Source organism: Bradyrhizobium sp. A11 (assembly GCF_042077125.1).
GTDB classification, from domain to species: domain Bacteria; phylum Pseudomonadota; class Alphaproteobacteria; order Rhizobiales; family Xanthobacteraceae; genus Bradyrhizobium; species Bradyrhizobium japonicum_B.
Genome location: NZ_CP149509.1, coordinates 3,801,291 through 3,824,797, shown reverse-complemented (window position 1 = coordinate 3,824,797; position 23,507 = coordinate 3,801,291). Strand labels below are relative to the sequence as shown.

The window sequence follows — 23,507 nt, the reverse complement described above, 5'->3', positions numbered from 1 at the left end:
CGCAAGAGACCCGCGCGGTTCAACCCAAGGAGCCTAGTAGTCGCTACTGCGGTCCGGCAGCTGGCCGTCATGCGCGAGGTCGCCGAAGCGGGTGACCGAGGCGTCGAAGTGCAGCTCGACCGTGCCGGTCGGACCGTGACGCTGCTTGCCGATGATGACCTCGGCCCGGCCCACCGTGCGCTCCATGTCGGCCTGCCATTTGGCGTGCTCCTCGGTGCCGGGGCGGGGCTCCTTCATGGCGAGGTAATATTCCTCGCGGAACACGAACAGAACGACGTCGGCGTCCTGCTCGATCGAGCCGGATTCACGCAGGTCCGACAGCTGCGGCCGCTTGTCGTCGCGCGATTCGACCTGACGCGACAGCTGCGACAGCGCGATCACGGGGACGTTGAGCTCCTTGGCCAGCGCCTTCAGGCTGGTCGTGATCTCCGTGATCTCCTGCACGCGATTATCGCTTCGCTTGCCTGAACCCGAGAGCAGCTGGATGTAGTCGATCACGAGCAGATCGAGGCCCTTCTGGCGCTTCAGCCGCCGCGCGCGCGCCATCAGCTGCGCGATCGACAGGCCGCCGGTGGCGTCGACGTAGAAGGGCAGCGACTGCAGCTCGATCGAGACCTGGCGGATCTTCTCGAAATCGGCTTCCGTGATGCCGCCGCGGCGGATGTGGGACGAGGGGATGCCTGTGCGCTCGGCCACGATACGCGTGGCAAGCTGGTCGGCGGACATTTCGCACGAGAAGAACCCGATCACGCCGCCGTTGGCGGCCTTCATGGTGCCGTCGGCCTGAAGCTCCGGCACATAGGCCTTGGCGACGTTGTAGGCGATGTTGGTGGCCAGCGACGTCTTGCCCATGCCGGGACGTCCCGCCACGATGATGAGGTCGGAATGCTGCAGGCCGCCCATCTTGGTGTCGAGGTCGCGCAGGCCCGTGGAGATGCCCGACAGCTTGCCGTCGCGCTGGAACGCCTTGGCGGCGAGATCGACCGCGACCGTCAGCGCCTGCGAGAATTTCTGGAAGCCACCGTCATAGCGGCCGGATTCGGCAAGTTCGTAAAGCTTGCGCTCGGCGTCCTCGATCTGCGCCCGCGGCTGGAAGTCGACCGGCGCGTCATAGGCGACGTTGACCATGTCTTCGCCGATGCCGATCAGGTCGCGCCGGAGCGACAGGTCGTAGACGGTGCGGCCGTAATCCTGGGCGTTGATGATGGTGGTTGCTTCGGCGGCAAGCCGCGCCAGATATTGCCCGATGGTCATGCCGCCGACATCGGTATCGGCGGGCAGGAAGGTCTTCAGCGTGACCGGGGTTGCGATCTTGCCCATCCGGATCAGGCTGCCGGCGGTCTCGAAGATGGTCTGGTGCAGCGGCTCGAAGAAATGCTTCGCCTCGAGGAAGTCGGAGACGCGGTAGAAGGCATCGTTGTTGACCAGGATCGCGCCCAGAAGGCTCTGCTCCGCCTCGATATTGTGCGGTGCGCTCCGATAGGCGGGAGTTCCGGCATCGGGCGCGAGTTTGAGAACGTTCGAATCAGTCAGGGCCATGGTCGGACGTGCTTAGCAATTTTCTTGGGCGGATGCGGGGCCGGGATAAAGCGCCGCCGGAGGTCAAAGCGGAAGCGAAAGCTCGCCGCTATCAACCGCTCAGTGAAAGTGGTGGATGACTGGCAGCCGCAGCACGCGCCGCGCTTGACGGATTTTTGCGGAACCGGCCTCCGGCCTGAAGTGGCCGCGACCGCGCCATGGAAAAATCCTGAAACCGTGAACTTTATGGATTGGCGCGCAGACGTAACCAAGAGGCGTGCGACATGCGCACGCTGGCCGCTTTCGGCTCGGCTTCAGACCAGCAGGAGGTAGACCAGCGCGACCAGAGCCGCCCCGACGCCGGTGGCGATCAGGGCGTAATCGGTGCGGAGGTCGTCCTGCACGTCGAGCGAGGTTTGGGTCTCTTTGCTCATGGCGACGATCTAGGCCAAGGCCGACCAGACTTATGTGAAGTGGATCACATCTGCCCGGATATTTTCGGGGGTAGGACCGGAACAGGCGGACGGGACGGGAATTGTCTCCCGCGGTCCGTCACAGGGAACGAGGCAAGCGATGCGGCCAGAACGGCAGCTCCAGACTTGGCAGCCCGAGACTCGGCAGCCCCAGACCTGGCGGAGCGAGGCGGGTAGCCGGCTTTGGCTGTCGGGGCTGATTGCGGCCATGGAGCACGCTGAACGGCCCGACGTGCGTCGCCAGCCGGTCGCACCCGAAATCCTCTTGGAACTGCGGGCGCAACTGGCGTTAACGGCCCTTGTCCGGTTTCCCCAGATTTCGACCCTGCATCACTAGGATCTATTCACCAGCCAGCTTGAGCCTCGGCTCAGCCACGCCTTCGCGAGCGCGCAGCCGGGCTTCTTCGCGCGGCAAGTAGTCACGGGTCATCGGCACCACCCCCTGGCGGCGCGTGAGCTGGATCTGGAAATTCATCATGGCTTGCTTGCGGAACGTCATCTCGCAGGCTGCCAGATAGAATTCCCACATCAGCGCGAAGCGCTCGTCGTAGAGCTGCACGGCCTCCTCACGCCGCGCCATGAAACGTTCCCGCCAGGCTTTCAGCGTTTCCGCGTAGTGCAGACGCAGGATCTCGATATCGCAGACCAAGAGGCCGGCGCGCTCGATCGCCGGCAGCACTTCCGACAAGGCCGGGATGTAGCCGCCGGGGAAGATGTATTTGGCGATCCAGGGGTTGGTCGAATCCGGGCCCTGCGAGCGGCCGATCGAATGCAGCAGCATGATGCCGTTCTCGCTCAGCAGCTCGGCGCAGCGCTGGAAATAGGTGTCGTAGAAGCCGGCGCCGACATGCTCGAACATGCCGACCGAGACGATGCGGTCGAACGGGCCTTCGGCGTCGCGATAGTCCTGGAGCAGGAATCGGGCCGAGCCGGACAGGCCCTTTTCCGCCGCCCGCGCATTGGCGATCTGCAATTGTTCGGTCGACAGCGTCACGCCGGTGACATCGGCGCCGGTGGTCTCGGCGAGATAAAGCCCGAGCCCGCCCCAGCCGGAGCCGATGTCGAGCACGCGCTGTCCGGGCCTCACGAGCAGCTTGGCGGCGATGTGCCGCTTCTTGGCGAGCTGCGCGTCGTCGAGCGTCGTCTCCGGCGTCTCGAAATAGGCGCAGCTGTATTGCTTGTCGGCGTCAAGGAAGAGCGAATACAGCCGGGCGTCGAGATCATAATGATGCGCGACGTTGCGGCGGGAGCGCGAGCGCGGATTGAACTGCTTCAGGTGCCGCGCCAGGTAGCGCAGGTGCCACCACGGTTTTGCCCACTGCGGCAATAGGTCGGGTTGATCGAGCAGGATCGCGAGGGCATCAGCTATGGTGCCGCGTTCGACGACGAACTCGCCGTCCATATAGGCCTCGCCCAGCCCGAGCTCGGGATTGACGAGGATCTTCCGCTCCGCTTCCGCAGTGACGAAGCGCACCGCCACCGGCTCGCCGGTGCCGTCGCCGACGGTGAATGTCGATCCACTGGAGCCGGTCACCGTCATCGACCCGCGGCGGATGAATTGAGACAGGAATTTACGCAACAATCGGTCCATCGCCACCTTCCTCTCGAGCGAACCCCAAGAGATGCGACTAACCCGGCCTTCACATCGGACGCTCAGGTCCCGCTCTGGTTCCTATGCGTTTGCATCCAAATCTAGGGAGGGCGGCCCGGCTGCGCTATTGCGCTGTGTTCACAGCCGATATTCCAAAAGGGCTTAATCACATCCTTGCGCGCGGAGGCTGCTTCCATTCGCGGCTCAATCGGATAAAAGGTGACCCGCCGCCGCGCCGGAGGCCGGCTGCACCTCTCGGAATCAATGGAGATGTTGGGAATGTCGAGCCGAGCGCTCAGCCTCGCGACGGTGCTGCTTCTGATCGGCTTCGGCGCGACCGATACCGTCTTTGCGCAGCCGACGAATCTCGAGGCCGGCAAAACCCCGTCCCAGCTTTTCGCCCAGACCTGCAATGCCTGCCACAAGAGCCCACGCGGGCTTCTGAAGACCGTCGCGCCGGGTTCGCTGCCGGGCTTTCTGCGCCAGCATTACACCACCAGCTCGGACATGGCGGGCGTTCTTGCCTCCTATCTCGTCTCCAACGGTGCCACCGACACCCGCTACCAGGCCAAGGACGGCAAGAAGGACGGCGCCAAGGACAAGGACGCGAGCAGCAATCCCGAGCCTCAGGGCCGTCGCCCGCGCGCCCAGGATGCCAGGCCGGACGGCGAGGCTGCCGCGCCCGCGGCCGAGGGCGCCCGCCAGAAGCGTGCGACACGACCGGCCGAGGATGGCTCCAAGCCCGAGTCACAGGCTGCGCCCGAGGGGCGCAAAGGCAAGCGCCGCGACAAGCCCGGCACCGAGGAGGCGCCGAAGGCCGACGCCACCACGCCAGCCACTGAAGACAAGAAGAGCGCGCCGGAGCCGAAGCCGGCGGCCAAGCCGGACGCGGCCAAGGTCGAGCCCGGCCGCGACGAGGCCAAGCCAGACAGCGCCAAGGTCGAACCCCGCGGCAGCGAGACCCCGGCGGTACGGCCCGATCCTGTCCCGCCGGTAACGCCCGCTGCACCGGCGGCCGCGAAGCCTGCCGAGCCGGCTGCGTCCAAGTCGGCGGAAGAGGCAGCTCCCAAGCCTGCTGCGCCGGCCGCCAGCTCTGAACCCGCGGCCAAGCCGCAGGAACCGGCATCGGCCGCGCCCGCGCCCGCCGCGACCCCGCCTGCCGCGCCCGCCGGGTCCTCCGGCCCGCCAGCGCCGCCGATCTCGCGCTAAGCCAGCTCGTTTTCGCTCAACATGCGGAGGCCGCGTTCGTCGCGGCCTTCGCATCGTATTGACTGCATTAGAGTGTCACTCTAGAGTAATGCTCTAGGAGGAGGCGCCGATGACGGCGAGCGTGCGAGACGATCTGTTGGCAGCAGGACTGGCCGTGTTCGACCGCGTCGGTTTCGAAGCTGCGACGGTGGCCACGATCCGCGCCCGGGCGCGGGCCTCCAATGGCAGCTTCTTTCACGCCTTCGGCTCAAAGAAGGAGCTTGCCGGTGCGCTGTTCCTGGAGGTCTTGCGGCACTATCACGCCGCGGTGCTGGCCGCGCTCGATCCTGTGCCCGCGGCGGAGCAGGGCATCGATCGGCTGATCCGGGCACATCTTGACTGGGTCGTGACCAGCCGGCGCGAGGCGCGCTACCTGTTCGAGATCTCGCGCAGCGAATGGGGCGAGGACATCCGCGACGCCCAGCGCGCGCAGAATGCACGCCTTGCCGACGGCATCGAGCGCTGGCGCGCGCCACTCGTTGCCAACGGCGAGCTCTTGCCGATGACGCCGGCGATGTTCGTCAGCCAGCTCATCGGTCCGGCGCAGATTTTCTGCCGCGCCTTCCTGTCGGGACGCGACCGCGCCGATCCGCGCGCCGAGGCCGACACGCTGATCGCCTGCGCCATCCGTGCGCTGCGGCCACACGATCGCATCGACAAGCACTAAGGAGAGACTGTATGCGCGCCGAAGCAGATCCGGAATTCGCGGCCGTTGCCGAGCACATCCATGCCAATGTCGGCCGGCAGGGCTTCATGAACCTGGTCGGCGCCGAGCTGTCGGAATTGACGCGCGGCACCTGCACGATTGCCGTGGATCGCCGGCCGGAGCTGCTGCAGCAGCACGGCTTCTTCCACGGCGGCGTCACCGCCTTCCTGGTCGACAACGCCACGACGATCGCAGCCGCCACCTCGCGCGGCCAGCCGGCGCTGACCGCGGAATACAAGCTCAACCTGTTGTCGCCCGCGGTCGGAGAGAAGCTGATCTGCCGTGCCCGGGTGATTAAGCCGGGCCGTCAGGTCTCGGTCGTTGCCGCCGACGTGTTCTGCGTCAGCGGCGGCGTCGAGAAGCACACGGCAACGGCGCTGGCCTCGATCGCGATGTTGAGCGAGGACACTGCCGCCAAAACGAAAAGCCCGGCCGCGTAAACGGCCGGGCTGATAGACCTCGTCATTCCGGGGCTCGCGAAGCGAAAACCCGGAATCTCGAGATTCTCAGGTGCGCAATTGCGCACCATAGTTCGATGCTTCGCACCGCCCCGGAACGACGAGCAGGGCCTTACTTCTCTTCCGCGGCCGGCGCCGGCGCGACCTCGTCGTGCTCGGCTTCCGGATCGAAGAACTCGCCGGCGGCTGCGATCGCCTCGGCGGCCGCATCGCGGTCCTCGTTGCGGGTCGAGATGTCCTCGCCGCGGTTGATGCGCTCGGCCTCGTCCTGGCTGCGCGCAACCGTGACGGTGATCTCGACCTCGACCTCGGGGTGCACGGCAACGATGACCGTGTGCTTGCCGATGGTCTTGATCGGCGCGTCGAGCTGCACCTGCGGACGGTCGAGGTGGACGCCGTCGGCCTCGAACGCCATGACGATGTCGCGCACCGTGACCGAGCCGAACAGCTGGCCGGCTTCGGAAGCCTGGCGGATAACGATGATGTTCTTGTCCTTGATCTTCTCGGCGACCTTGGACGCTTCGCCCTTGGCCTGGAGGTTGCGGGCCTCGAGCTCGGCCTTCATGCCGTCATACTTGGCACGGTTGTCGGCGGTGGCACGCAGCGCCTTGCCGCGCTTGAGCAGGAAATTGCGGGCGTAGCCGTCGCGAACCTTCACGACTTCGCCCATCTGGCCGAGCTTGTTGACGCGTTCCAGCAAAATGACTTCCATATTCGTTCTCCTATTGAAGTGCTCTGTGGGTTTTCGGTTTTCGGGGTTGAACTCAGGGGGTCGGCAGCGGCGGCGGCTGCTGCCGGCTGCGCAGGAAGCGTTCGCGGAAGCCGAACATGGCGTCCGCAAGGCCGAGGATCACCATTGCGATCACGGGCCATCCGAACACGACCACGACGGCATAGGTCGAGCCGAGCCAGAACGTGCGGCTCTTCAGCGCCAGCGTGAGGGTGTGCAGCACGGCGAAGCCGGTCAGCGCATAGCCAATCATCAGCGCCGCCGCGGTGATCTGAGCGACGATCGCGACGAGCCCGCCGGTGAAGCAGAAGGCGAGCGCGACGCAGAGCGCCACCAGCGTCATCGGCGGCAGCTCCGCCGTCTTCAAGTCCGGCCACGGGCGCCGCAGCCGGCCCGACGTGGCGGTGATCTTGGCGCTGAGCCAGAGGTTCAGGGTCAGCGTCATCATCGCGATGACGGTGGCCCCGGCCGGTGCCATGCGCACCAGCGCGTCGACGAACTGACCGGCTTCGCCGGAGGTTTGCGGGTCGGTGGCGCGGAGGAGGCGCATCAGGCCGCGCCGCAGCGTGCCGAGGATGGTCTCGGCGTCGGTCCCGAGCGTGAGCAGGGCAGCCATCGTGGTCAGCGCGGCAAAGCCGGCGAGCCACAGCAGGATGCGGCCGACCGGATACCATTCGAGTTCAGGTGCGGCGGCGGGTTCCGCGGCAGCCTCCGGCGCGACAGCTCCCACCGGACGGCTGAGCAGGGCGAGATGGCCGAGCCACCAGGCCGGCAGCGCGACGGTGAGTGCGAATGCGATGCCATAGGGCAGGCCGAACAGGGCGCCGAGGCTGATTGCAGCAGCGATGCCGCCGAGGCTGGCGCAAAGCGGTCCCCAGCCGATCGCGGCGACCATCAGCGGCAGTGGAGCGAGATAGAACAGGACGAGCGAGATCAGCGCGCCCGAAATGATCGAGGCGAACATCAGGGCCGACGCAGCGCCGGCGATCAGGCCAATCAGTGCAAAAGCCATCATCAGCTGTCCCGCTCCCTTCGAGCGGTTAGAGGCTTGTCTGCCCCAACCATCGGCGACCGGACGACCCGGAAGCCTTATGAGATCGAAAAAGTTGCGGCCGGCGGCTCAAGGCCGCCGGCCGGATTGGTCGTGTTAGCGAATGACGTAGGGCAAGAGGCCCAGGAACCGCGCGCGCTTGATGGCGCGGGCGAGCTCACGCTGCTTCTTCGCGGACACCGCCGTGATGCGGCTCGGCACGATCTTGCCGCGCTCGGAGACGTAACGCATCAGCAGCTTGGAGTCCTTGTAGTCGATCTTCGGAGCATTGGCGCCCGTGAACGGGCAGCTCTTGCGACGACGGAAAAACGGGCGACGTGCACCAGCTTCAGCCATTGTTCTTACTCCCCATCCGTCGTGGTTTCAGCTTCTTCGCGCGGACGGCGCGGGCCGCGGTCGCCGCGGAAGCCACCACCGTCGCGATCGCCACCACGGAAACCGCCCTCGCGGTCGCCACGGAAGCCGCCTTCACGCTCGCCGCGGAAGCCGCCGCCACGGTCGTCACGCTCGCGGTCACGGTCGGCCTTGCGCATCATCGCGGACGGGCCTTCCTCGAGCTCATCGACGCGGACGCTGAGATAGCGGATCACGTCTTCGCTGATGCGCTCCTGGCGCTCGATCTCGGCGATCGCCGCGGACGGCGCGTCGATGTTGAGCAGCACGAAGTGCGCCTTGCGGTTCTTGTTCATGCGGTAGGTGAGGGAGCGCACGCCCCAATTCTCGGTCTTGGTGACCTTGCCGCCGAGACCCTCGACGATCCCGGTCATCTGCGCAGTCAGCTCTTCGACCTGCTGCGTGCTCGCGTCCTGACGCGCGAGAAAAACATGCTCATAAAGAGCCATGGTGGTCCTTTCCTCATGTTGGCGCATCGCCCGGCGTCAAGCCCTTAAGAGGCCTTCGGAAAGGACTCTGGGATTAAGCTCAGAAGGCGGAAACACGGGACGACGGGCCGACTGGCCCTGCCACACCAAAATCACGAAGGATTTGCTGAGACCGTCCGTTCAGCTCCCGGCCGGGGTCTGCGGATGCGCGCCTTATACGGATTTTGGCCGACTTGGCAAGGTTTGAGCGTCGAGCTTTCGGCCGACACGGGGGCGGCCGGCGCAGCCAATCCACCCTCCCATACCAGCTTGACCTATTTGTTTGTATGTCATACAAAGAACGGATCGGGAGGACTTGATGGCGAGTGAATCGATCGAGGCTCCGTTCGAGGCGTCGGCGGGCGATCCGAAGCACGCCGCGCGCGCGACACGGTCGGCCGGCCGCAAGATGCGCTCGCTGCTGCTGGATGCGGCCAGTCCGCTGTTCCGGGAGCGGGGGCTGTCGGGCACGGCGATCATCGACATCGCGGCCGCGGCAAACGCATTTCCCAGCCAGATCACCTATTACTTCCGCACCAAGGAGGCGCTGTTCGTCGAATGCGCCTGCCGCGAGCTTTTGTATCTGGCGCGTGCGACCGAGCAGGCGGCGCTGACGGCGCGGACGCCGCGGGACTACACGCACGCGCTGGCGCAGAGCGTGACGGCGAGCGATTCCGTCGCCTTCTTCGCCGAAGCGTTGACATTGACGCGGCGCCGCCAGGATCTTGCCCCGCTCGTCGAGCGCACCATCGAGCGCCTGCACGGCGAAGGCGCGCGCGCCTATGCGAGCCAGGTGGCACGGCACGGCTGGCGTTCGCTGCGTGCGCCCGACGAAAGCTCGCGGCGGTTCTGGGCCGTCGCCATCGGCGTCATTCTCGAAGGCTATGCGATGGGCCGCTCGCCCGAGGAGCTCTGCGCCGAGATGCTGCGGGTGCTCGGCGAGCAGGCGAAATCCACCGACGAGGCGCGCCTGCGCCTTGTCGAGGCGCGTGACGCAACGACCACGCCGGACGAGGAGAGCTAGGCCATGACCGCGCTTCGCATGCGTGCCCGCGATTTCCTGACCGACGACCAACTTGCCGACGTGCGCCGGCGAGTGACCTGGAAAGGCGTTGCGCTGATCGCGCACGCCTGGGCGCTGATCATTGGCGCGATTGCCTTGGTCGCGTGGTGGCCCAATCCGGTCACCTATGTCCTCGCCGTCGCGATCATCGGCTCGCGCCAGCTGGGCCTCGCGATCCTGATGCATGACGGCGCCCATGGCTGCCTGTCCGCCGACGAGAAGACCAATCTGGCCCTGAGCCAATGGTCGTGTGCCTATCCGCTGTTTGCGGAGACGCGCAGCTACCGGCGTTACCACCTGCAGCACCATGCGCGCACGCAGCAGGAGGATGATCCCGATCTCGTGCTGTCGGCGCCGTTTCCGATCACGAAGCTGAGCTATCGCCGCAAATTCATTCGCGACATCACCGGACAGACCGGCTACCAGCAGCGCAAGGCGCAGCTGCTCAACGCGCTCGGCGCCAAGGACTGGCCGTGGCGCCAGCGCCTCACTCATTTCTGGGACAAGCTCGGTCCGCAATGCATCGTCAATGCACTGATGTTCGCCGCGTGCGCGGCGGCCGGCGTGTGGTGGGCCTACCCTCTGTTATGGCTGGTGCCGCTCCTGACCTGGATGATGGTCATCACCCGCATCCGCAACATCGCCGAGCACGCCGTCGTCCCCGACAGCAGCGATCCCTTGCGCAACACCCGCACCACGCATGCCGGTTTTCTCGAGCGGCTGTTCATCGCGCCGTACTACGTGAACTATCACCTCGAGCATCATCTGCTGTTCTACGTGCCCTGCTACAATCTGCCGAAGGTGCATCGGCTGCTGAGCGCGAGCCGCTATGCCGACCGCATGGAGGTGCAGCCGGGCTATGCCGCGGTGCTGCGGCTGGCGACGGCGAGGCCCGATCGGGATGACCGGCGAGGTGAGTTGGTGAACAGCGCGCGCCGTGCGCAGGCGGGGGCGAAGGTCGACGCCAACCAGACTGCCGGCGGGTTTTGAGCCTGCGTATCCCCAGTTGAATGCCGGCCGGGGTTCCCATCGCGGCTTGACAGTCCGGCCTCTGACAGTGTCTACGGCCCCCTTTGGAGCGTGATCCGGAACCATGGCCCAAGGAACCACCACCCAAGGCCGCGCGTAATCGGCTGCCGGTTCTCGAGGGATCGTGCCCGACAAGCAGGGAGCGCCGATGACGGCAGCATTCACATTTCCGGGGCAGGGGTCCCAGGCGGTCGGCATGGGCAAGGCCCTGGCCGACGCCTTTCCGGTGGCGCGCGCCGTGTTCGACGAGGTCGATGCCGCGCTGTCCGAGAAGCTGACGGCCATCATCTGGGATGGTCCGGCCGAAACGCTCCAGCTCACCGAAAACGCCCAGCCGGCGCTGATGGCGGTGTCCATCGCCACCCTGCGCGTGCTGGAGGCCGAGGCCGGATTTTCCGTGGGACGAGACGCGGCCTTCGTCGCCGGCCATTCGCTCGGTGAATACTCGGCGCTCGCTGCGGCCGGCAGCCTGACGGTGTCGGATACCGCCCGTCTGCTTCGCACCCGCGGTCTCGCAATGCAAAAGGCTGTCCCGGTCGGGGCCGGCGCAATGGCCGCGCTGCTCGGCCTCGACTACGAGGCCGCCATGGAGGTGGCCAACGAGGCGGCGCAGGGGCAGGTCTGCCAGGCCGCCAACGACAATGGCGGCGGGCAGGTGGTGGTCTCGGGCGACAAGGCTGCGGTCGATCGCGCCGTCGAGATCGCAAAGGCCAAGGGCGCCAAGCGCGCGATGCTGCTGCCGGTGTCCGCCCCGTTCCATTGCAGGCTGATGCAGCCCGCCGCCGACGCCATGGCGGAGGCGCTGTCGAAGGTCACGATCAAGGCGCCGGCCGCGCCGCTGGTGTCGAACGTGCTGGCGAGCGCCATCACCGACCCCGACGAGATCCGCCGCCGCCTGGTCGAGCAGGTCACCGGAACGGTGCGCTGGCGCGAGTCGGTCGCCTATATGGCAGGGCAGGGCGTCACTCGATTCTTCGAAATCGGCGCCGGCAAGGTGCTGACCGGTCTCGTCAAGCGCATCGCGGACGGTGCCGTCGGCGTTGCGGTCGGCGGTCCCAATGACATCGCCGCCGCCAAGGATGCACTGGCCGCTGCGAAGCAGGCCTAGAGGAGTTGTCTTCGATGTTCGATCTGACTGGCAAGAAGGCGCTCGTCACCGGCGCCACCGGCGGCATCGGCGGCGCGATCGCGCAGGCGCTGCACGCGCAGGGCGCGACCGTCGCGATATCAGGAACGCGCAAGGAAGTGCTGGATGAGCTTGCCGGCAAGCTCGGCGAGCGCGTCTTTGTATTGCCCTGCAATCTCTCCAAGGCCGACGAGGTCGAGGCGCTGGTACCCGCCGCGGAAGCCGCGATGGGCCAGGTCGACATCCTCATCGCCAATGCCGGCATCACCCGCGACAATCTCTTCGTGCAGCTCCGTGACGAGGATTGGGAGGAGGTCATCAACGTCAATCTGACCGCGACCTTCCGCCTCGCGCGTGCCGCCACCAAGCTGATGATGCGCAAGCGCTTCGGCCGCATCATCGCCATCACCTCGGTGGTCGGCGTCACCGGCAATCCCGGGCAGGGCAACTACACCGCCTCGAAGGCGGGCCTGATCGGCATGATCAAGACGCTGGGCGCCGAATACGCCAAGCGCGGCGTGACCGCGAACTGCATCGCGCCGGGCTTCATCAAGACGCCGATGACCGACGCGCTCAACGACAAGCAGCGCGAAATGATTCTGACCAAGGTTCCGGCTGCCCGTCTGGGGACGCCCGAGGACATCGCCGCGGCGGCCGTGTACCTAAGCTCGAACGAAGCAGCCTACGTCACCGGCCAGACCATCCACGTCAACGGCGGCATGGCCATGATCTGAGGTCTTCGTTCCGCGCTGCCCACATGGTCGGCGTGGAATGCGGCAAACGGCCGTTTCCGGAGTGAAATGAGGCTTGTAGTCAAGGCAATTGAAGTGTGATAACCGGACCTTCAACGGATGGGCAAAGAACGCCATTGCAGGTTTTTGAAACCCTGTATATTGGCGATGCGGAGCCTTGGCCGTCGTTCGCCGGGCCCTGTATCGGTTAGGATGGGGCCAAATCAAAGTTCGTAAGCGAAGGCAAGTAACACGACCACGACGGCTCGTATCGTCCCGGGGGGTCGGGTCTACAGGGAACAACACGAGGTTAAGCAATGAGTGACATTGGCGAGCGGGTTAAGAAGATCGTGGTCGAACACCTTGGTGTTGAACCCGAGAAGGTTGTCGACAACGCGAGCTTCATCGACGACCTCGGCGCCGACAGTCTGGACACCGTCGAGCTGGTGATGGCGTTCGAAGAGGAATTCGGTTGCGAGATTCCGGACGACGCCGCGGAGACGATTCTCACCGTCGGCGATGCCACGAAGTTTCTCGAGAAGAACGCGAAGAGCTGACGCTCTTCATTTCGCGGGGACAACATTGAAACCGGACGGGCCGCTTCGCAGCGGTCAGCCGGTTTCTTGTTATTGGCCGTGAATCTTTCGATGCGGAGTTTTCGGACATGAGGCGGGTTGTCGTCACTGGTCTCGGCATGGTGTCGCCGCTCGGCTGCGGCGTCGAACCGACCTGGAAACGCATCCTCAACGGCGAAAGCGGCGCGCGCGCGATCGAGAGCTTCGATGTCTCCGATCTTCAGACGAAATACGCCTGCACCGTCGTGCGCGGCGACGGCAGCAACGGCACTTTCAATCCCGACAAGTGGATGGAGCCGAAGGACCAGCGCAAGGTCGACGACTTCATCATCTTCGGCATGGCCGCGGCCGGCCAGGCGCTCGACGACGCCAACTGGCACCCCGAGTCCGAAGAGGACAAGTGCGCGACCGGAACCATGATCGGATCCGGCATCGGCGGCCTCAGCGGCATCGCCGAAACCGCGATCCTGTTGAAGGAGCGCGGACCGCGCCGGGTGTCGCCGTTCTTCATTCCGGGCCGCCTGATCAATCTCGCCTCCGGCTACGTCTCGATCGCGCACGGGCTGAAAGGGCCGAACCATGCCGTCGTCACGGCCTGCTCGACCGGCGCGCACGCGGTCGGCGATGCCGCCCGCCTGATCGCGCTGGGTGATGCCGACGTGATGGTCGCAGGCGGCGCCGAGTCGCCGATCAGCCGCATCGGTATCGCCGGCTTCAATGCCGCGCGCGCGCTTTCGACCGGCTTCAATGAGACTCCCGAGAAGGCCTCGCGTCCCTACGACAAGGACCGCGACGGCTTCGTGATGGGCGAGGGCGCCGGCGTACTGGTGCTGGAGGAGCTCGAGCACGCGAGGCGCCGCGGTGCGAAGATTTATGCCGAGGTGATCGGCTACGGTCTGTCGGGTGATGCCTATCACATTACCTCGCCGTCGCCCGACGGCGATGGCGGCTTCCGCAGCATGTCGGCCGCGCTCAAGCGCGCCGGCCTGACCGCATCCGATCTCGATTACATCAACGCGCACGGCACCTCGACACCGCTCGGCGACGAGATCGAGCTCGGTGCCGTCGAGCGTCTGCTCGGCAATGCCGCCTCCAAGGTCGCGATGTCCTCGACCAAATCGTCGACCGGTCATCTGCTCGGCGCGGCCGGTGCGATCGAGGCGATCTTCGCCATCCTCGCGATTCGCGATAATGTCGTGCCGCCGACGATCAACCTCGACAATCCGTCGGTGGAGACCGCGATCGACCTCGTGCCGCACGTTGCGAAGAAGCGTGAGGTCAATGTTGCCTTGTCGAACTCGTTTGGTTTTGGCGGTACCAATGCGTCGGTGATCGTCCGACGTTTGGCCGATTAGCTTGCGTTTGAAACGAATCCACCGTTTTGCCGTATTCGGCGATAGTCATGGAAGTGGGCGTGCATTTGGCTCGGCAAGCGATGGTCGGGCCGCTATGGAACCGGCAGGATTCAGGTTGCTTCTATGAGTGAAAGGCCGCCCATCTCGCCCCGGAGTCCGCGGGCAGCGCTCGAGCCCGAGCAGCTCCCGCCGCCGCCGAAGCGTTCGGACCGTGCGCGCAATCCTTTCGTGGTCGTCGGCAACGCCATCATCACCCTTCTGCTGATCGCCATGCTCGGCGCCGGCGGCGTCTATTATTACGGCCGCCAGGTGCTCGAGGCGCCCGGGCCGCTGAAGGACGACAAGATCGTCAACATCCCGCAGCGCGCCGGCAAGCGCGACATCGCCGAGACGCTGAACCGGGAAGGCGTCACCGACATCAATCCCTGGGTGTTCATCGCCAGCGTTGCCGCGTTGAAGGCGAGCTCGGACCTCAAGCCGGGTGAATATTCGTTCCAGAAGAACGCCTCGCTCCGCGACGTCATCGCCACCATCGTCGAGGGCAAGGTGGTGCAGCATGCCGTCACGATTCCGGAGGGGCTGACCTCCGAGCAGATCGTGGCGCGCCTGTCCGACAACGACATCTTCACCGGCAGCGTGCGCGAGCTGCCGCGCGAGGGCACGTTGTTGCCGGAGACCTACAAGTTCCCGCGCGGCACGCCGCGCGAGCAGGTGGTCCAGCGCATGCAGCAGGCGCACAAGCGTGTGCTCGCCGAGATCTGGGAGCGCCGCAATCAGGACATTCCGGTCAAGACGCCGGAGCAACTGGTGACGCTGGCCTCGATCGTCGAGAAGGAGACCGGCAGGGCCGACGAGCGCAGTCGCGTCGCCGCGGTGTTCGTCAATCGCCTGAAGCAGCGGATCAAGCTGCAGTCAGATCCGACCATCATCTATGGGCTGGTCGGCGGCAAGGGCACGCTGGGCCGCCCGATCAAGCGCAGCGAGATCACGCAGCCTTCGCCCTACAACACCTATGTGATCGAAGGCCTGCCGCCGGGCCCGATCTCCAATCCCGGCCGCGCCTCGCTGGAGGCCGCCGCCAATCCGGCCCGCACCCGCGACCTCTATTTCGTCGCCGACGGCAGCGGCGGGCACGCCTTTACCGAGACCTACGACGCGCACCAGAAGAACGTGGCCAAGCTGCGCGCGATGGAAAAGCAGATCCAGAACGACACGGTCGAGCCGCCCGAGGATGCGCCGCCGCCCGCCGCCGCTGCGCCCGGAGCCGCCGATACGCCGACGGCGACCACGCCGGCCCGGCCCAATCAGCAGAAGAAGCCGCCGGCGGCACGCCCGGCAGCTCCGGCTCCGGCACCGGCACCGGCGCGGCAGGGCGCGGTGCAGCCGTCGCCGCCGGTGGTCCAGCGCTAGATCCGTCGCAATCGCTGCTGCAAACTTTGCGGATTCCACTTTCCTGCAAAATAGTCTTAAGATTCGCGTGGCTTGATGCCTCGCGAATCCCGTGTTTCTGGAGAATTTGACCTGATGGCGCTGTCGTCCATGACCGGCTTTGCGAGATGCCACGGCGCAAGCGGGCCGTACACGTTCGAGTGGGAATTGAAGTCCGTCAACGCCAAGGGCTTCGACCTCAGGGTGCGGTTGCCGCAGGGCTTCGACGAGCTCGAGGCCTACGCCAAGAAGCGCGCCGGCGAGCTTTTGTCGCGCGGCACCGTCTACGCCAATCTCAACGTCAAGCGCGCCAACTCCGCCGCGACGGTTCGCGTCAACGAGGACGTACTCAACGCCGTCCTGAAGGCGGCCGCCATGATCGCCGGCAAGGTCGACGCGGTAGCGCCGAGCATCGACGGCCTGCTCGCCATCAAGGGCGTCGTCGAGGTCGCCGAGCCCGAGGGCGACGAGGAGGAGGACAAGGCCGCGCGTGCCGCTGCCGCCGAGGCCTTCGACAAGGCGCTCGCCGAGCTCGTCGCGATGCGCAAGCGCGAGGGCACTTCGCTCGGCCAGATCCTGACCCAGCGCGTGGACGAGATCGAGCAATTGGCGAAGAAGGCGGAAGCTTCGCCCGGTCGCAGGCCGGAGGCGATCAAGGCGAGGCTCACCGAGCAGATCGCAGCGCTGCTCGACACCTCCGACCGGTTCGATTCCGACCGTCTGATGCAGGAGGCGATCCTGATCGCCACCAAGGCCGACATCCGCGAGGAGCTCGACCGCATCGCATCCCACATCGCGCAGGCGCGCGAGCTGATCGGCAAGGGCGGCCCGATCGGCCGCAAGCTCGACTTCCTGGCGCAGGAGTTTCACCGCGAGGTCAACACCTGCTGCTCGAAGTCGAACGACATCGAGCTGACCAATACGGGGCTGGCCATGAAGAACGTGGTCGAGCAGTTCCGCGAGCAGGTCCAGAATCTGGAGTGATCGATGACGACGGGCGATCACGGAACTGACGGTGTCGAGCGGCGTGGCTTGATGTTCGTGCTGTCCTCGCCCTCGGGCGCGGGCAAGACCACGCTGTCGCGGATGTTGCTCGACCGAGAGCCCGGCCTGAAGATGTCGGTGTCGGCGACCACGCGTGCGAAGCGACCCGGGGAGGTCGAGGGTCGTGACTACTTTTTCGTCGACAAGCCGCGCTTCGAAGCGATGGTGAAGGGCGACGAGTTGCTCGAATGGGCCACCGTGTTCGACAATCTCTACGGCACGCCGCGTGCTCCGGTGGAGGCGGCACTGTCTGCCGGAAAGGACGTGCTGTTCGACATCGACTGGCAGGGCACGCAGCAACTGCATCAGAAAGCCAGCGTCGACGTCGTCCGCGTCTTCATCCTGCCGCCCTCGGCGGCCGACCTCGAAAAGCGCCTGCATTCGCGCGCGCAGGATTCCGACGAGGTGATCCGCAAGCGCATGAGCCGCGCCAGCCACGAGATGAGCCACTGGGCCGAGTACGACTACATCGTCATCAACCACGACGTCGATGAGGCCTTCGCCGAGGTGCAGTCGATCCTGAAGGCCGAGCGCCTCAAGCGCGAGCGGCGGATTGGCCTCGTTGGTTTCGTGCGAGGTTTGCAAGGGCAGCTGCAGGGCTAGGCTCTGGCAGCCGCGGCCCCTGCTTCGCCAGCCGTTCCAGCATCGCGGTGATCACGTCGACGTCGACGGCATCCTCGCTCTTCACATCGTCATTGCGATCGGCCTCGTCGCGGGCAGCGGGCTTCTTGTCGTCGGTCGCCTTGGCCGGGAGCCGGGGCGCGGCTTCGATCGCGAACGCTCCGCGGAAGATGTCGGCCTTGTCGAGCTCGCCAGCCTTGCTGCGGATGGAGGCGGATTGGGCCGCGATCACGGAGATCTCCCTGGTGAATGCTGCGAGCTGCGCGGTCTGCGGTCGTACTTCATCGAAGTCGACCGGGCCGCCTTGCGCGTGCGGCTGGGCCGCTGAATTCGCACCGAGCCATGGCGCGCGGCTTCCGGCGTGATCCTGCGGCGCCCAATCGTCCCAATGCCCGCGGCGGTCGGAAGCAGCTTGAACGCGCACGCGCCTGCGGGCGAAACGGTAGATCACGCTGGCGAGGATGCCCGCGAGTGCCAGCGCGCCGCCGATCACCAGCAGCAGCATCTGCACCGAGCCGCCGGGTTTGTCGGTCATGCCGTCTGCTGCGGCAGGCGGGGGCGGGGCAGGCGATTTTGACGGCTTTGTCTTCGGCTGCGCAGTTGCTGTGATCACGGTCGTTGCCGGCTGCGGCTCTGGAGCGGTGGACGCTGCCGGGACATCAGGCCATGGCGAGGCGGGCGCTTGCTGCGCGCTGCCCTCAGCCGCTTGGTTCGCGGATTGTTGAGCCGGTGGCGGGCTGGCCGGTGCGACCTGCGTCACCGCGTTCGGCGCCTTGGGAGGCGCGCCATTCCGCGGAGTCACATATTCGGCGCGCGCGTCCTGCACTGTCTGCTGCGGCGATGCTGATGATTCCGATGGTGTATCGGCCGCGGCCTGCGCGGTCTGCACAGCTTTCGCACCGTCCTTGTCGCCGGCCGCGCGTAGATACCAGCATTTCTGCTTGGTTGTTCGATCGAGGCGGTAGTACCAGTGCTGGCCCTGCGATGCTGCGCCCTTGGGCGAAGCGAGGCAGTCGGCGGCCGGGTTGGCCGTGCTCGGTGGGGTCGGCGCGTTCTGCGACACGGCGGCCAGTGGCAGGCCGGCAATCATGCTGCCGACCAGCGCGGATACGAATTTTGCGGTGCGGTTGCCCATCCTGGTCTCCCGGTTACGCATGACGCAACTCTTGACCTGCCCTTTGTCATCAAAGACTTGGGTGGCAATGAGCCGCAAATCCGGAGAGGATGTGGCTTGAATCGGGCCTGCGGGGCGTTCGTTCCGCAGGAAATAGCGTCTTCCCAGGCGTTACTGTTTCGCAGAGCTCCAGGTTCCGCCGCAGCCGTCGGAGCGGCGCCAGCTTCCGGAACCGCTGCGCGCGCCGAGACGCCCCGAGCTGGTGAAGGTCACGCCGTCGCCTTGACCGACCGTGCTGACGGCGCCGCTCGAGCTGACGGTGCCAGTAACACCCTGGCCGATGACCTTGCCCGAGGAGACCACGACCGCGCCGGACGTGGTGCCGCCACACCCGACGCTGGTCACCACCCAGGCGCCGTCAAAGCTGCCGCCACCTCCGCCGCCGCTTCGCCGCGACGACGAGCGCGGCTCCTCGGCCGCCGGCTTGCTCCGGCGCGCCGATGGCGCCGGCTCGGTGGAGCGGTCCGAACGCGAGCCGGAGAGCGACTTCTCGTCATTGCCGATCGATCCCCCGGCGCTGCCGGATTGCGCGAGCGCGGAAGGCGAGGTGAGGGCGGCGGTGAGGAGGACGAAGAGGGCTGTTGGACCTGAAATGGAATTGAGCATGAGCAAAAAATCCAAAATGAAAGAGTATCAGCGGCCGGAGCCGTCGGCACAGACGGATCCGATAATGCGGCAAGCTTTGCCAGCCTTGCCGCATTCGTCAAGCGCAGCGTCCCGGGCGCGCTGCACGCCCTCGCGCTGGACCAGTGACCAGGACTTGTCGGAGATCGCAAAGGCGCCGCAGCTTCTGCCGAAGAACGAAAGCTCGATCGGGCATTTGGCGCCGGCGCAATTGCCGCGGGCGTCCGCCACCGCTGCGCGCCGCGAGGCGTGATTCCACGAGATGCCCCATTTGCTGCTGTCGGGCCCGTAGACGATCGAGCCCCACGGCTTGAGATCCTCCATCTTGCGCAATCGCAGCAGCAGGCCCTCGGTGGCTTCGCCTGTCGGGGCCATGGCGATGCGCTGTTGCAGCTTCGTGATGGCGCGCGTCAGGCCGTCGGGCGTGTCAGGATCGAAATTGAGCTCGTAGAGTCGCTCGCTGAGCTCACTGAGCAGCGCCGCATCGCGCAATGGGACGCGGTCGGGATCGGCGCGCAAACGTTCGGCAGGCGAGGGGTCGGGTTGCATCGCCGCGACCGGTGGCGGTGCAGCTTGCGTGGGCGGCACGAAGTAGAACGTGCCGTCGATCGGCGAGGACGACACCCAGGGCTGCTGCGCCCCCGCGGTGGCGCGCTTCACGGCGAGACCGACCTGGTTGAAGGTCTGGAATACGTCGAGGCCCGCGACGCGGATCGTGGTCGCCAGCGCCTTCGTATAGGGGCTGTGACCGTCGCTCCCGTCCTGCGCGACGTTGCCGGGCTGGGTGGCATAGGAGATCAGCGTTCCCTCGGGCGCGCGCATCTGCGCCAGCCCGCCATCCGATGATCGCAGGCCGCGTGAGCCGAACGGGTTGTTGCGGCAGGCATCCAGGATCACGAGGTTGAGGCGGGTGCCGGAGCCCTGCATCTGGCGCAGCACGAGATTGACGTCGGTCATCTGGAAATCGACGTCGGCCTCGCGGGTCGGATTGGCGCCGACCGGCACGAGATAGTTGGAGCCGGCCACCTGCACGCCGTGGCCGGCATAGTAGAACAGCGCGACGTCGGCGCCCTGGACCTGCCGACCGAAATTCTGCACCGCGATGTCCATCGCGCCCTTGTCGAGATCGAGCTGGGCGCGTCCGCCGACCAGCGTGAAGCCGAGCGCACCGAGCGTCTCCGCCATCAGGCTCGCATCCTTGGACGGGTTGTCGAGCGGCGTGATGTTCCTGTAGGCGGAGTTGCCGACCACCAGCGCGATGCGCTTCTCGGCCGACGCGGGCCCCGCGACGACGACGAGCAGCGCCAGCGCGGCCAGCCCCGGGACGCGATTGAAAATCCTCGCGCGCATCAAAATTCCTCAAAACAATGGCGCCAGTCTAGCAGCAAGGCGTGCGCGCGGAAAGCGGGGTGAGGCGGAGACGCAACCTACCCTCGTGTCCCGGACAAGCCGCAACGCGCATGCGTTGCGGCGGAGAGCCAGGACCCAGCAGGCGCCGGGCTCCGCTGCGGCATGGGCCCCGGGTCTGCAGCGCACCGCTTAAGGAGCGCTGCGCTGCGTCCGGGGCACGAGAGCGGAGCGTGACGCTCGCTCGGAGCAAGGTGCACTGTCGGCATCCTCAAACTCTCAGTTCAACTTGCAGACATGTCTTCGCAGTCTCGCGACGCATTTCGCCCGAGGCTTGCTGTCGTTTCGCGCCCCATGAAAGACCAAAGGGCGCAGGGAAGGCCGGGCGCCGGCGGCACCCGCAGATCCGTGCACAACGAAGAATGCACACGGGGTGGATCACAGGTGTGCCGGTCGCCCGGCCTTCCCTGCGCGGATGGTTTTAACGGTGTCCTTCGTGCTCTCTCGGGGAGCGTTGCACTATTGCCCCGTCGCCTCGCCGCTGATCGATGCGCGTGCCGGTCGGCCGGCACATCACCGCGAGGTTTGACGCCAGAACCCCGGGCGTCGGGACACACGACTTCTCCGTCCGCGGACGTCCCTGCCTCAGCATCCGGGGCCCGATGTGCGCGCCCCCGACCATCAACAAGACCGCTGTGACCGCGCCGTGTCGTAGCGCGCCGCGCATGACTCAACGGTCACCCGTCCCTGTCTCCGCCTCTCGCGCCGGCGCTACCGCGTCCACCGCACCCCGACCCGCATCTCGTGACGATCGCGAAGCGCCCCTCTGGCAGGGCCGGGATGACCGCTCTATGCCACAAATCCGAAATTTCGGAAAGTAGAATATTTTCGGGCCGAGGGCTTGACCAAGGTGTTTTGCCCGACGCCTCGCGAGCGGTTGCCTCAGCCTCCGCTCGTCATCCGGGGCGCCCTGAAAGGGCGAGCCCGGAATCCATTGGACGGCAGAGCGTGCGGCCCGATGGATTCCGGGCCTGCGTGCTCGCGCACGCATCCCGGAATGACGGTGGATGCGGTGACGGTTTACTTCAGCGGCAGGAACAGGTCCGCGGCCGCCTCGTGCTCGGCGACTTCAGGGACGAAGCTCAGCCGCTGGCAATAGATCGGGAAATCGCGGACTTCCTCGCCGCTCGCCGGAAGCCAGTCGCGATACAGGAAGAGCGCGGCGGGCTCGAGATTGTCGGTGTTGCCGACGACGTGCAGCACGGCGCAGCGACCGCCCGGGATTTCGCCGGCCTTGATCGCCGCGCCGTTCGCCTCGATCGGCTTGTCGGTTCCGACGCAGAGGTCCAAGCTGTAGTCGGCAGGCGAGGCCGGCCGCCGCTCGGATCGCCAGACGTTGAAGGTCGGACTCGTGCGCGGGTGCAGGCCGGCGGCTTTGCGCCAGGCGATGAAGCGCTGGATGGTGGCAGGAAGCGTCGCCGGGTCGCCGCGGTGCTCCATGATCGCCACCGCCGTCGCCGGCACATTGCGGATCGTCACGTCGTCGCTGGTAAAGGTCTTCTGCATGAACTTGCTCCTCGCATTGTCGAGAGGCCCGAAGGCCGCAAGCCACGGCTCCCAGTCGGGAGACTTCCGGAACGACGACGGCGATTGCCCGAACCGTTGCCGAAAGGCGCGGGCGAAGGCGTCAGGTGCATCGTAGCCGGCATCCATCGCGATATCCGTGACGCTGTCGGCGTCGCTGTAGGCCAACCGGTATGAAGCGCGCTTCATGCGGGCAAGCTGGATGTAGCGATGCACGGACAGCCCGAAGGTCGCCGTGAACTGCCGGTGGAAATGATGCTTCGAGTAGGCCGCGACGCTGCTCAGCGCATCCAGGTCCAGATCGTCATCCAGATGCCGGTCGATATGATCCAGCACCCGCTGCATCCGGGCATGGTAGTTGCGAAGCGCCGCCGTCATCGTTCCGTTCTCCGTGGCAGCACCAGCTAAAGCGCACGCGGGCATGACGTGCTCGACCGATCTTGCGATTTTGCCACGAGGCCCAGAACGCCACCAAGCTGTTTTCACCATGGGAAACTTCTCGCCTCCGCCGCGGTTGAATCGGGGCTGAGGAGACGCCATGCCGATCAAGGATCAGGTCAAGAATTTCGCCAGGAAGCTGGTGGAGGATCGTCCCGATGCCGCGGCGCTGCGGGCGCTGGTGCGGGCGCGAAAGCCGGCCGCACTGCATTTTCGCGACGACGGCATCGTGCCGAACAATCCGAAATTTCCGGCGTTGCTCTATCGCGGGGCGGTGAAGCTGAACAGCCGACGCTTTCCCCCTGATGTCATCATCGACACGATGTTCGATGCGAATGGCTGGGGCCGGTCATGGCGCGATACGGTGTATGACTTCGTCCATTATCATTCGCAGATCCATGAGGTGATGGGCGTGGCACGCGGCACGGCCAGGATCGAGTGCGGCGGCATCAAGGGCCGGATCCTGCGCGTCAAGGCCGGAGACGTTCTGGTGCTTCCCGCGGGCACCGGACACCGGCTCATCGAATCCAGTCGGGACTTTCTGGTGGTCGGCGCCTATCCGCAGGACGGGACCTATGACGAGTGCACCGACACGCGTGAGCGTCCCGACGCCATCAAGCGCATCGCCAAGGTCCGCAAGCCGAAGACCGATCCGGTCCTCGGACCCGGCGGCCCGCTGTTGCGCTGGTGGCGGAAAGCGCGGTCGCGATCGCGACCCGGCGGGTAGCTGTCA

General features: G+C 66.1%; 23 protein-coding genes. 13 read left to right on the top strand and 10 right to left on the bottom strand.

Going from position 1 to position 23,507, the window contains the following annotated elements:
- Positions 1-33: 33 nt before the first annotated feature.
- On the bottom strand, positions 34-1,539 hold the full coding sequence (locus WI560_RS17830; protein ID WP_028136855.1) for a replicative DNA helicase: 1,506 nt from the start codon (positions 1,537-1,539) through the stop codon (positions 34-36).
- Positions 1,540-2,331: 792 nt separating this feature from the next.
- Positions 2,332-3,582 (bottom strand): class I SAM-dependent methyltransferase, encoded by a 1,251-nt coding sequence (locus tag WI560_RS17825; protein ID WP_375304235.1) that lies wholly within the window; start codon positions 3,580-3,582, stop codon positions 2,332-2,334.
- A 279-nt stretch (positions 3,583-3,861) separates the two neighbouring features.
- Here WI560_RS17825 and WI560_RS17820 point away from each other — a divergent pair, with 279 nt between their 5' ends.
- The 3 genes from WI560_RS17820 (at position 3,862) to WI560_RS17810 (ending at position 5,976) form a co-directional block, all read left to right on the top strand.
- Positions 3,862-4,791 carry a hypothetical protein gene (locus tag WI560_RS17820; RefSeq protein WP_375304234.1) on the top strand — a complete coding sequence of 310 codons (930 nt, stop codon included), beginning with the start codon at positions 3,862-3,864 and terminating at the stop codon, positions 4,789-4,791.
- A gap of 109 nt (positions 4,792-4,900) precedes the next feature.
- Entirely contained in the window at positions 4,901-5,497 is a 597-nt protein-coding gene (locus WI560_RS17815; RefSeq protein ID WP_375304233.1) for a TetR/AcrR family transcriptional regulator, read from the top strand.
- Positions 5,498-5,508: 11 nt separating this feature from the next.
- Complete coding sequence (locus tag WI560_RS17810; RefSeq protein ID WP_375304232.1) at positions 5,509-5,976, top strand: PaaI family thioesterase; 468 nt, start codon at positions 5,509-5,511, stop codon at positions 5,974-5,976.
- 130 nt (positions 5,977-6,106) lie between these two features.
- Here WI560_RS17810 and rplI read toward each other — a convergent pair whose 3' ends face one another.
- From rplI to rpsF, 4 genes are all read right to left on the bottom strand, one after another.
- Positions 6,107-6,706 carry a 50S ribosomal protein L9 gene (gene rplI / locus WI560_RS17805; RefSeq protein ID WP_028136849.1) on the bottom strand — a complete coding sequence of 200 codons (600 nt, stop codon included), beginning with the start codon at positions 6,704-6,706 and terminating at the stop codon, positions 6,107-6,109.
- Between the two features lie 52 nt (positions 6,707-6,758).
- The gene (locus tag WI560_RS17800; RefSeq protein WP_375304231.1) at positions 6,759-7,739 is read right to left on the bottom strand and encodes a hypothetical protein; all 981 of its coding nucleotides are present in this window, start codon (positions 7,737-7,739) and stop codon (positions 6,759-6,761) included.
- A 132-nt stretch (positions 7,740-7,871) separates the two neighbouring features.
- Complete coding sequence (gene rpsR, locus WI560_RS17795) at positions 7,872-8,111, bottom strand: 30S ribosomal protein S18 (protein ID WP_007592020.1); 240 nt, start codon at positions 8,109-8,111, stop codon at positions 7,872-7,874.
- Positions 8,112-8,116: 5 nt separating this feature from the next.
- Positions 8,117-8,617 (bottom strand): 30S ribosomal protein S6, encoded by a 501-nt coding sequence (gene rpsF, locus WI560_RS17790; RefSeq protein WP_028136847.1) that lies wholly within the window; start codon positions 8,615-8,617, stop codon positions 8,117-8,119.
- 337 nt (positions 8,618-8,954) lie between these two features.
- Between rpsF and WI560_RS17785 the strand changes: the two genes are divergently transcribed.
- The 9 genes from WI560_RS17785 (at position 8,955) to gmk (ending at position 17,589) form a co-directional block, all read left to right on the top strand.
- Positions 8,955-9,659 (top strand): TetR/AcrR family transcriptional regulator C-terminal domain-containing protein, encoded by a 705-nt coding sequence (locus WI560_RS17785; protein WP_375304230.1) that lies wholly within the window; start codon positions 8,955-8,957, stop codon positions 9,657-9,659.
- 3 nt (positions 9,660-9,662) lie between these two features.
- Positions 9,663-10,688 carry a fatty acid desaturase family protein gene (locus WI560_RS17780; RefSeq protein ID WP_375304229.1) on the top strand — a complete coding sequence of 342 codons (1,026 nt, stop codon included), beginning with the start codon at positions 9,663-9,665 and terminating at the stop codon, positions 10,686-10,688.
- Between the two features lie 187 nt (positions 10,689-10,875).
- A complete protein-coding gene (gene fabD / locus WI560_RS17775; protein ID WP_257180391.1) occupies positions 10,876-11,835 on the top strand; it encodes an ACP S-malonyltransferase in 960 nt (319 codons plus the stop codon).
- A 14-nt stretch (positions 11,836-11,849) separates the two neighbouring features.
- Positions 11,850-12,587, top strand: coding sequence for a 3-oxoacyl-[acyl-carrier-protein] reductase (gene fabG / locus WI560_RS17770; protein WP_028136843.1), 738 nt, complete (start codon positions 11,850-11,852; stop codon positions 12,585-12,587).
- 314 nt (positions 12,588-12,901) lie between these two features.
- Positions 12,902-13,141 carry an acyl carrier protein gene (locus WI560_RS17765; protein WP_008551805.1) on the top strand — a complete coding sequence of 80 codons (240 nt, stop codon included), beginning with the start codon at positions 12,902-12,904 and terminating at the stop codon, positions 13,139-13,141.
- Positions 13,142-13,248: 107 nt separating this feature from the next.
- Positions 13,249-14,514 carry a beta-ketoacyl-ACP synthase II gene (fabF, locus tag WI560_RS17760; RefSeq protein ID WP_028136842.1) on the top strand — a complete coding sequence of 422 codons (1,266 nt, stop codon included), beginning with the start codon at positions 13,249-13,251 and terminating at the stop codon, positions 14,512-14,514.
- Between the two features lie 123 nt (positions 14,515-14,637).
- Positions 14,638-15,924 carry an endolytic transglycosylase MltG gene (gene mltG / locus WI560_RS17755; protein WP_375304228.1) on the top strand — a complete coding sequence of 429 codons (1,287 nt, stop codon included), beginning with the start codon at positions 14,638-14,640 and terminating at the stop codon, positions 15,922-15,924.
- A 114-nt stretch (positions 15,925-16,038) separates the two neighbouring features.
- Positions 16,039-16,926 carry a YicC/YloC family endoribonuclease gene (locus WI560_RS17750; protein ID WP_257180387.1) on the top strand — a complete coding sequence of 296 codons (888 nt, stop codon included), beginning with the start codon at positions 16,039-16,041 and terminating at the stop codon, positions 16,924-16,926.
- A 3-nt stretch (positions 16,927-16,929) separates the two neighbouring features.
- Entirely contained in the window at positions 16,930-17,589 is a 660-nt protein-coding gene (gmk, locus tag WI560_RS17745; RefSeq protein ID WP_257180386.1) for a guanylate kinase, read from the top strand.
- Here gmk and WI560_RS17740 read toward each other — a convergent pair.
- From WI560_RS17740 to WI560_RS17725, 4 genes are all read right to left on the bottom strand, one after another.
- A complete protein-coding gene (locus tag WI560_RS17740; RefSeq protein ID WP_375304227.1) occupies positions 17,522-18,763 on the bottom strand; it encodes a hypothetical protein in 1,242 nt (413 codons plus the stop codon). The genes gmk and WI560_RS17740 overlap by 68 nt on opposite strands.
- Positions 18,764-18,892: 129 nt before the next feature.
- Positions 18,893-19,387, bottom strand: coding sequence for a hypothetical protein (locus WI560_RS17735; protein ID WP_375304226.1), 495 nt, complete (start codon positions 19,385-19,387; stop codon positions 18,893-18,895).
- 27 nt (positions 19,388-19,414) lie between these two features.
- A complete protein-coding gene (locus WI560_RS17730; protein WP_375304225.1) occupies positions 19,415-20,755 on the bottom strand; it encodes a caspase family protein in 1,341 nt (446 codons plus the stop codon).
- Between the two features lie 1,077 nt (positions 20,756-21,832).
- A complete protein-coding gene (locus tag WI560_RS17725) occupies positions 21,833-22,714 on the bottom strand; it encodes a GyrI-like domain-containing protein (RefSeq protein WP_375308864.1) in 882 nt (293 codons plus the stop codon).
- Between the two features lie 160 nt (positions 22,715-22,874).
- On the opposite strand from WI560_RS17725, the gene WI560_RS17720 reads away from it, so the two are divergent.
- A complete protein-coding gene (locus WI560_RS17720; RefSeq protein ID WP_375304224.1) occupies positions 22,875-23,501 on the top strand; it encodes a cupin in 627 nt (208 codons plus the stop codon).
- Positions 23,502-23,507 lie beyond the last annotated feature (6 nt).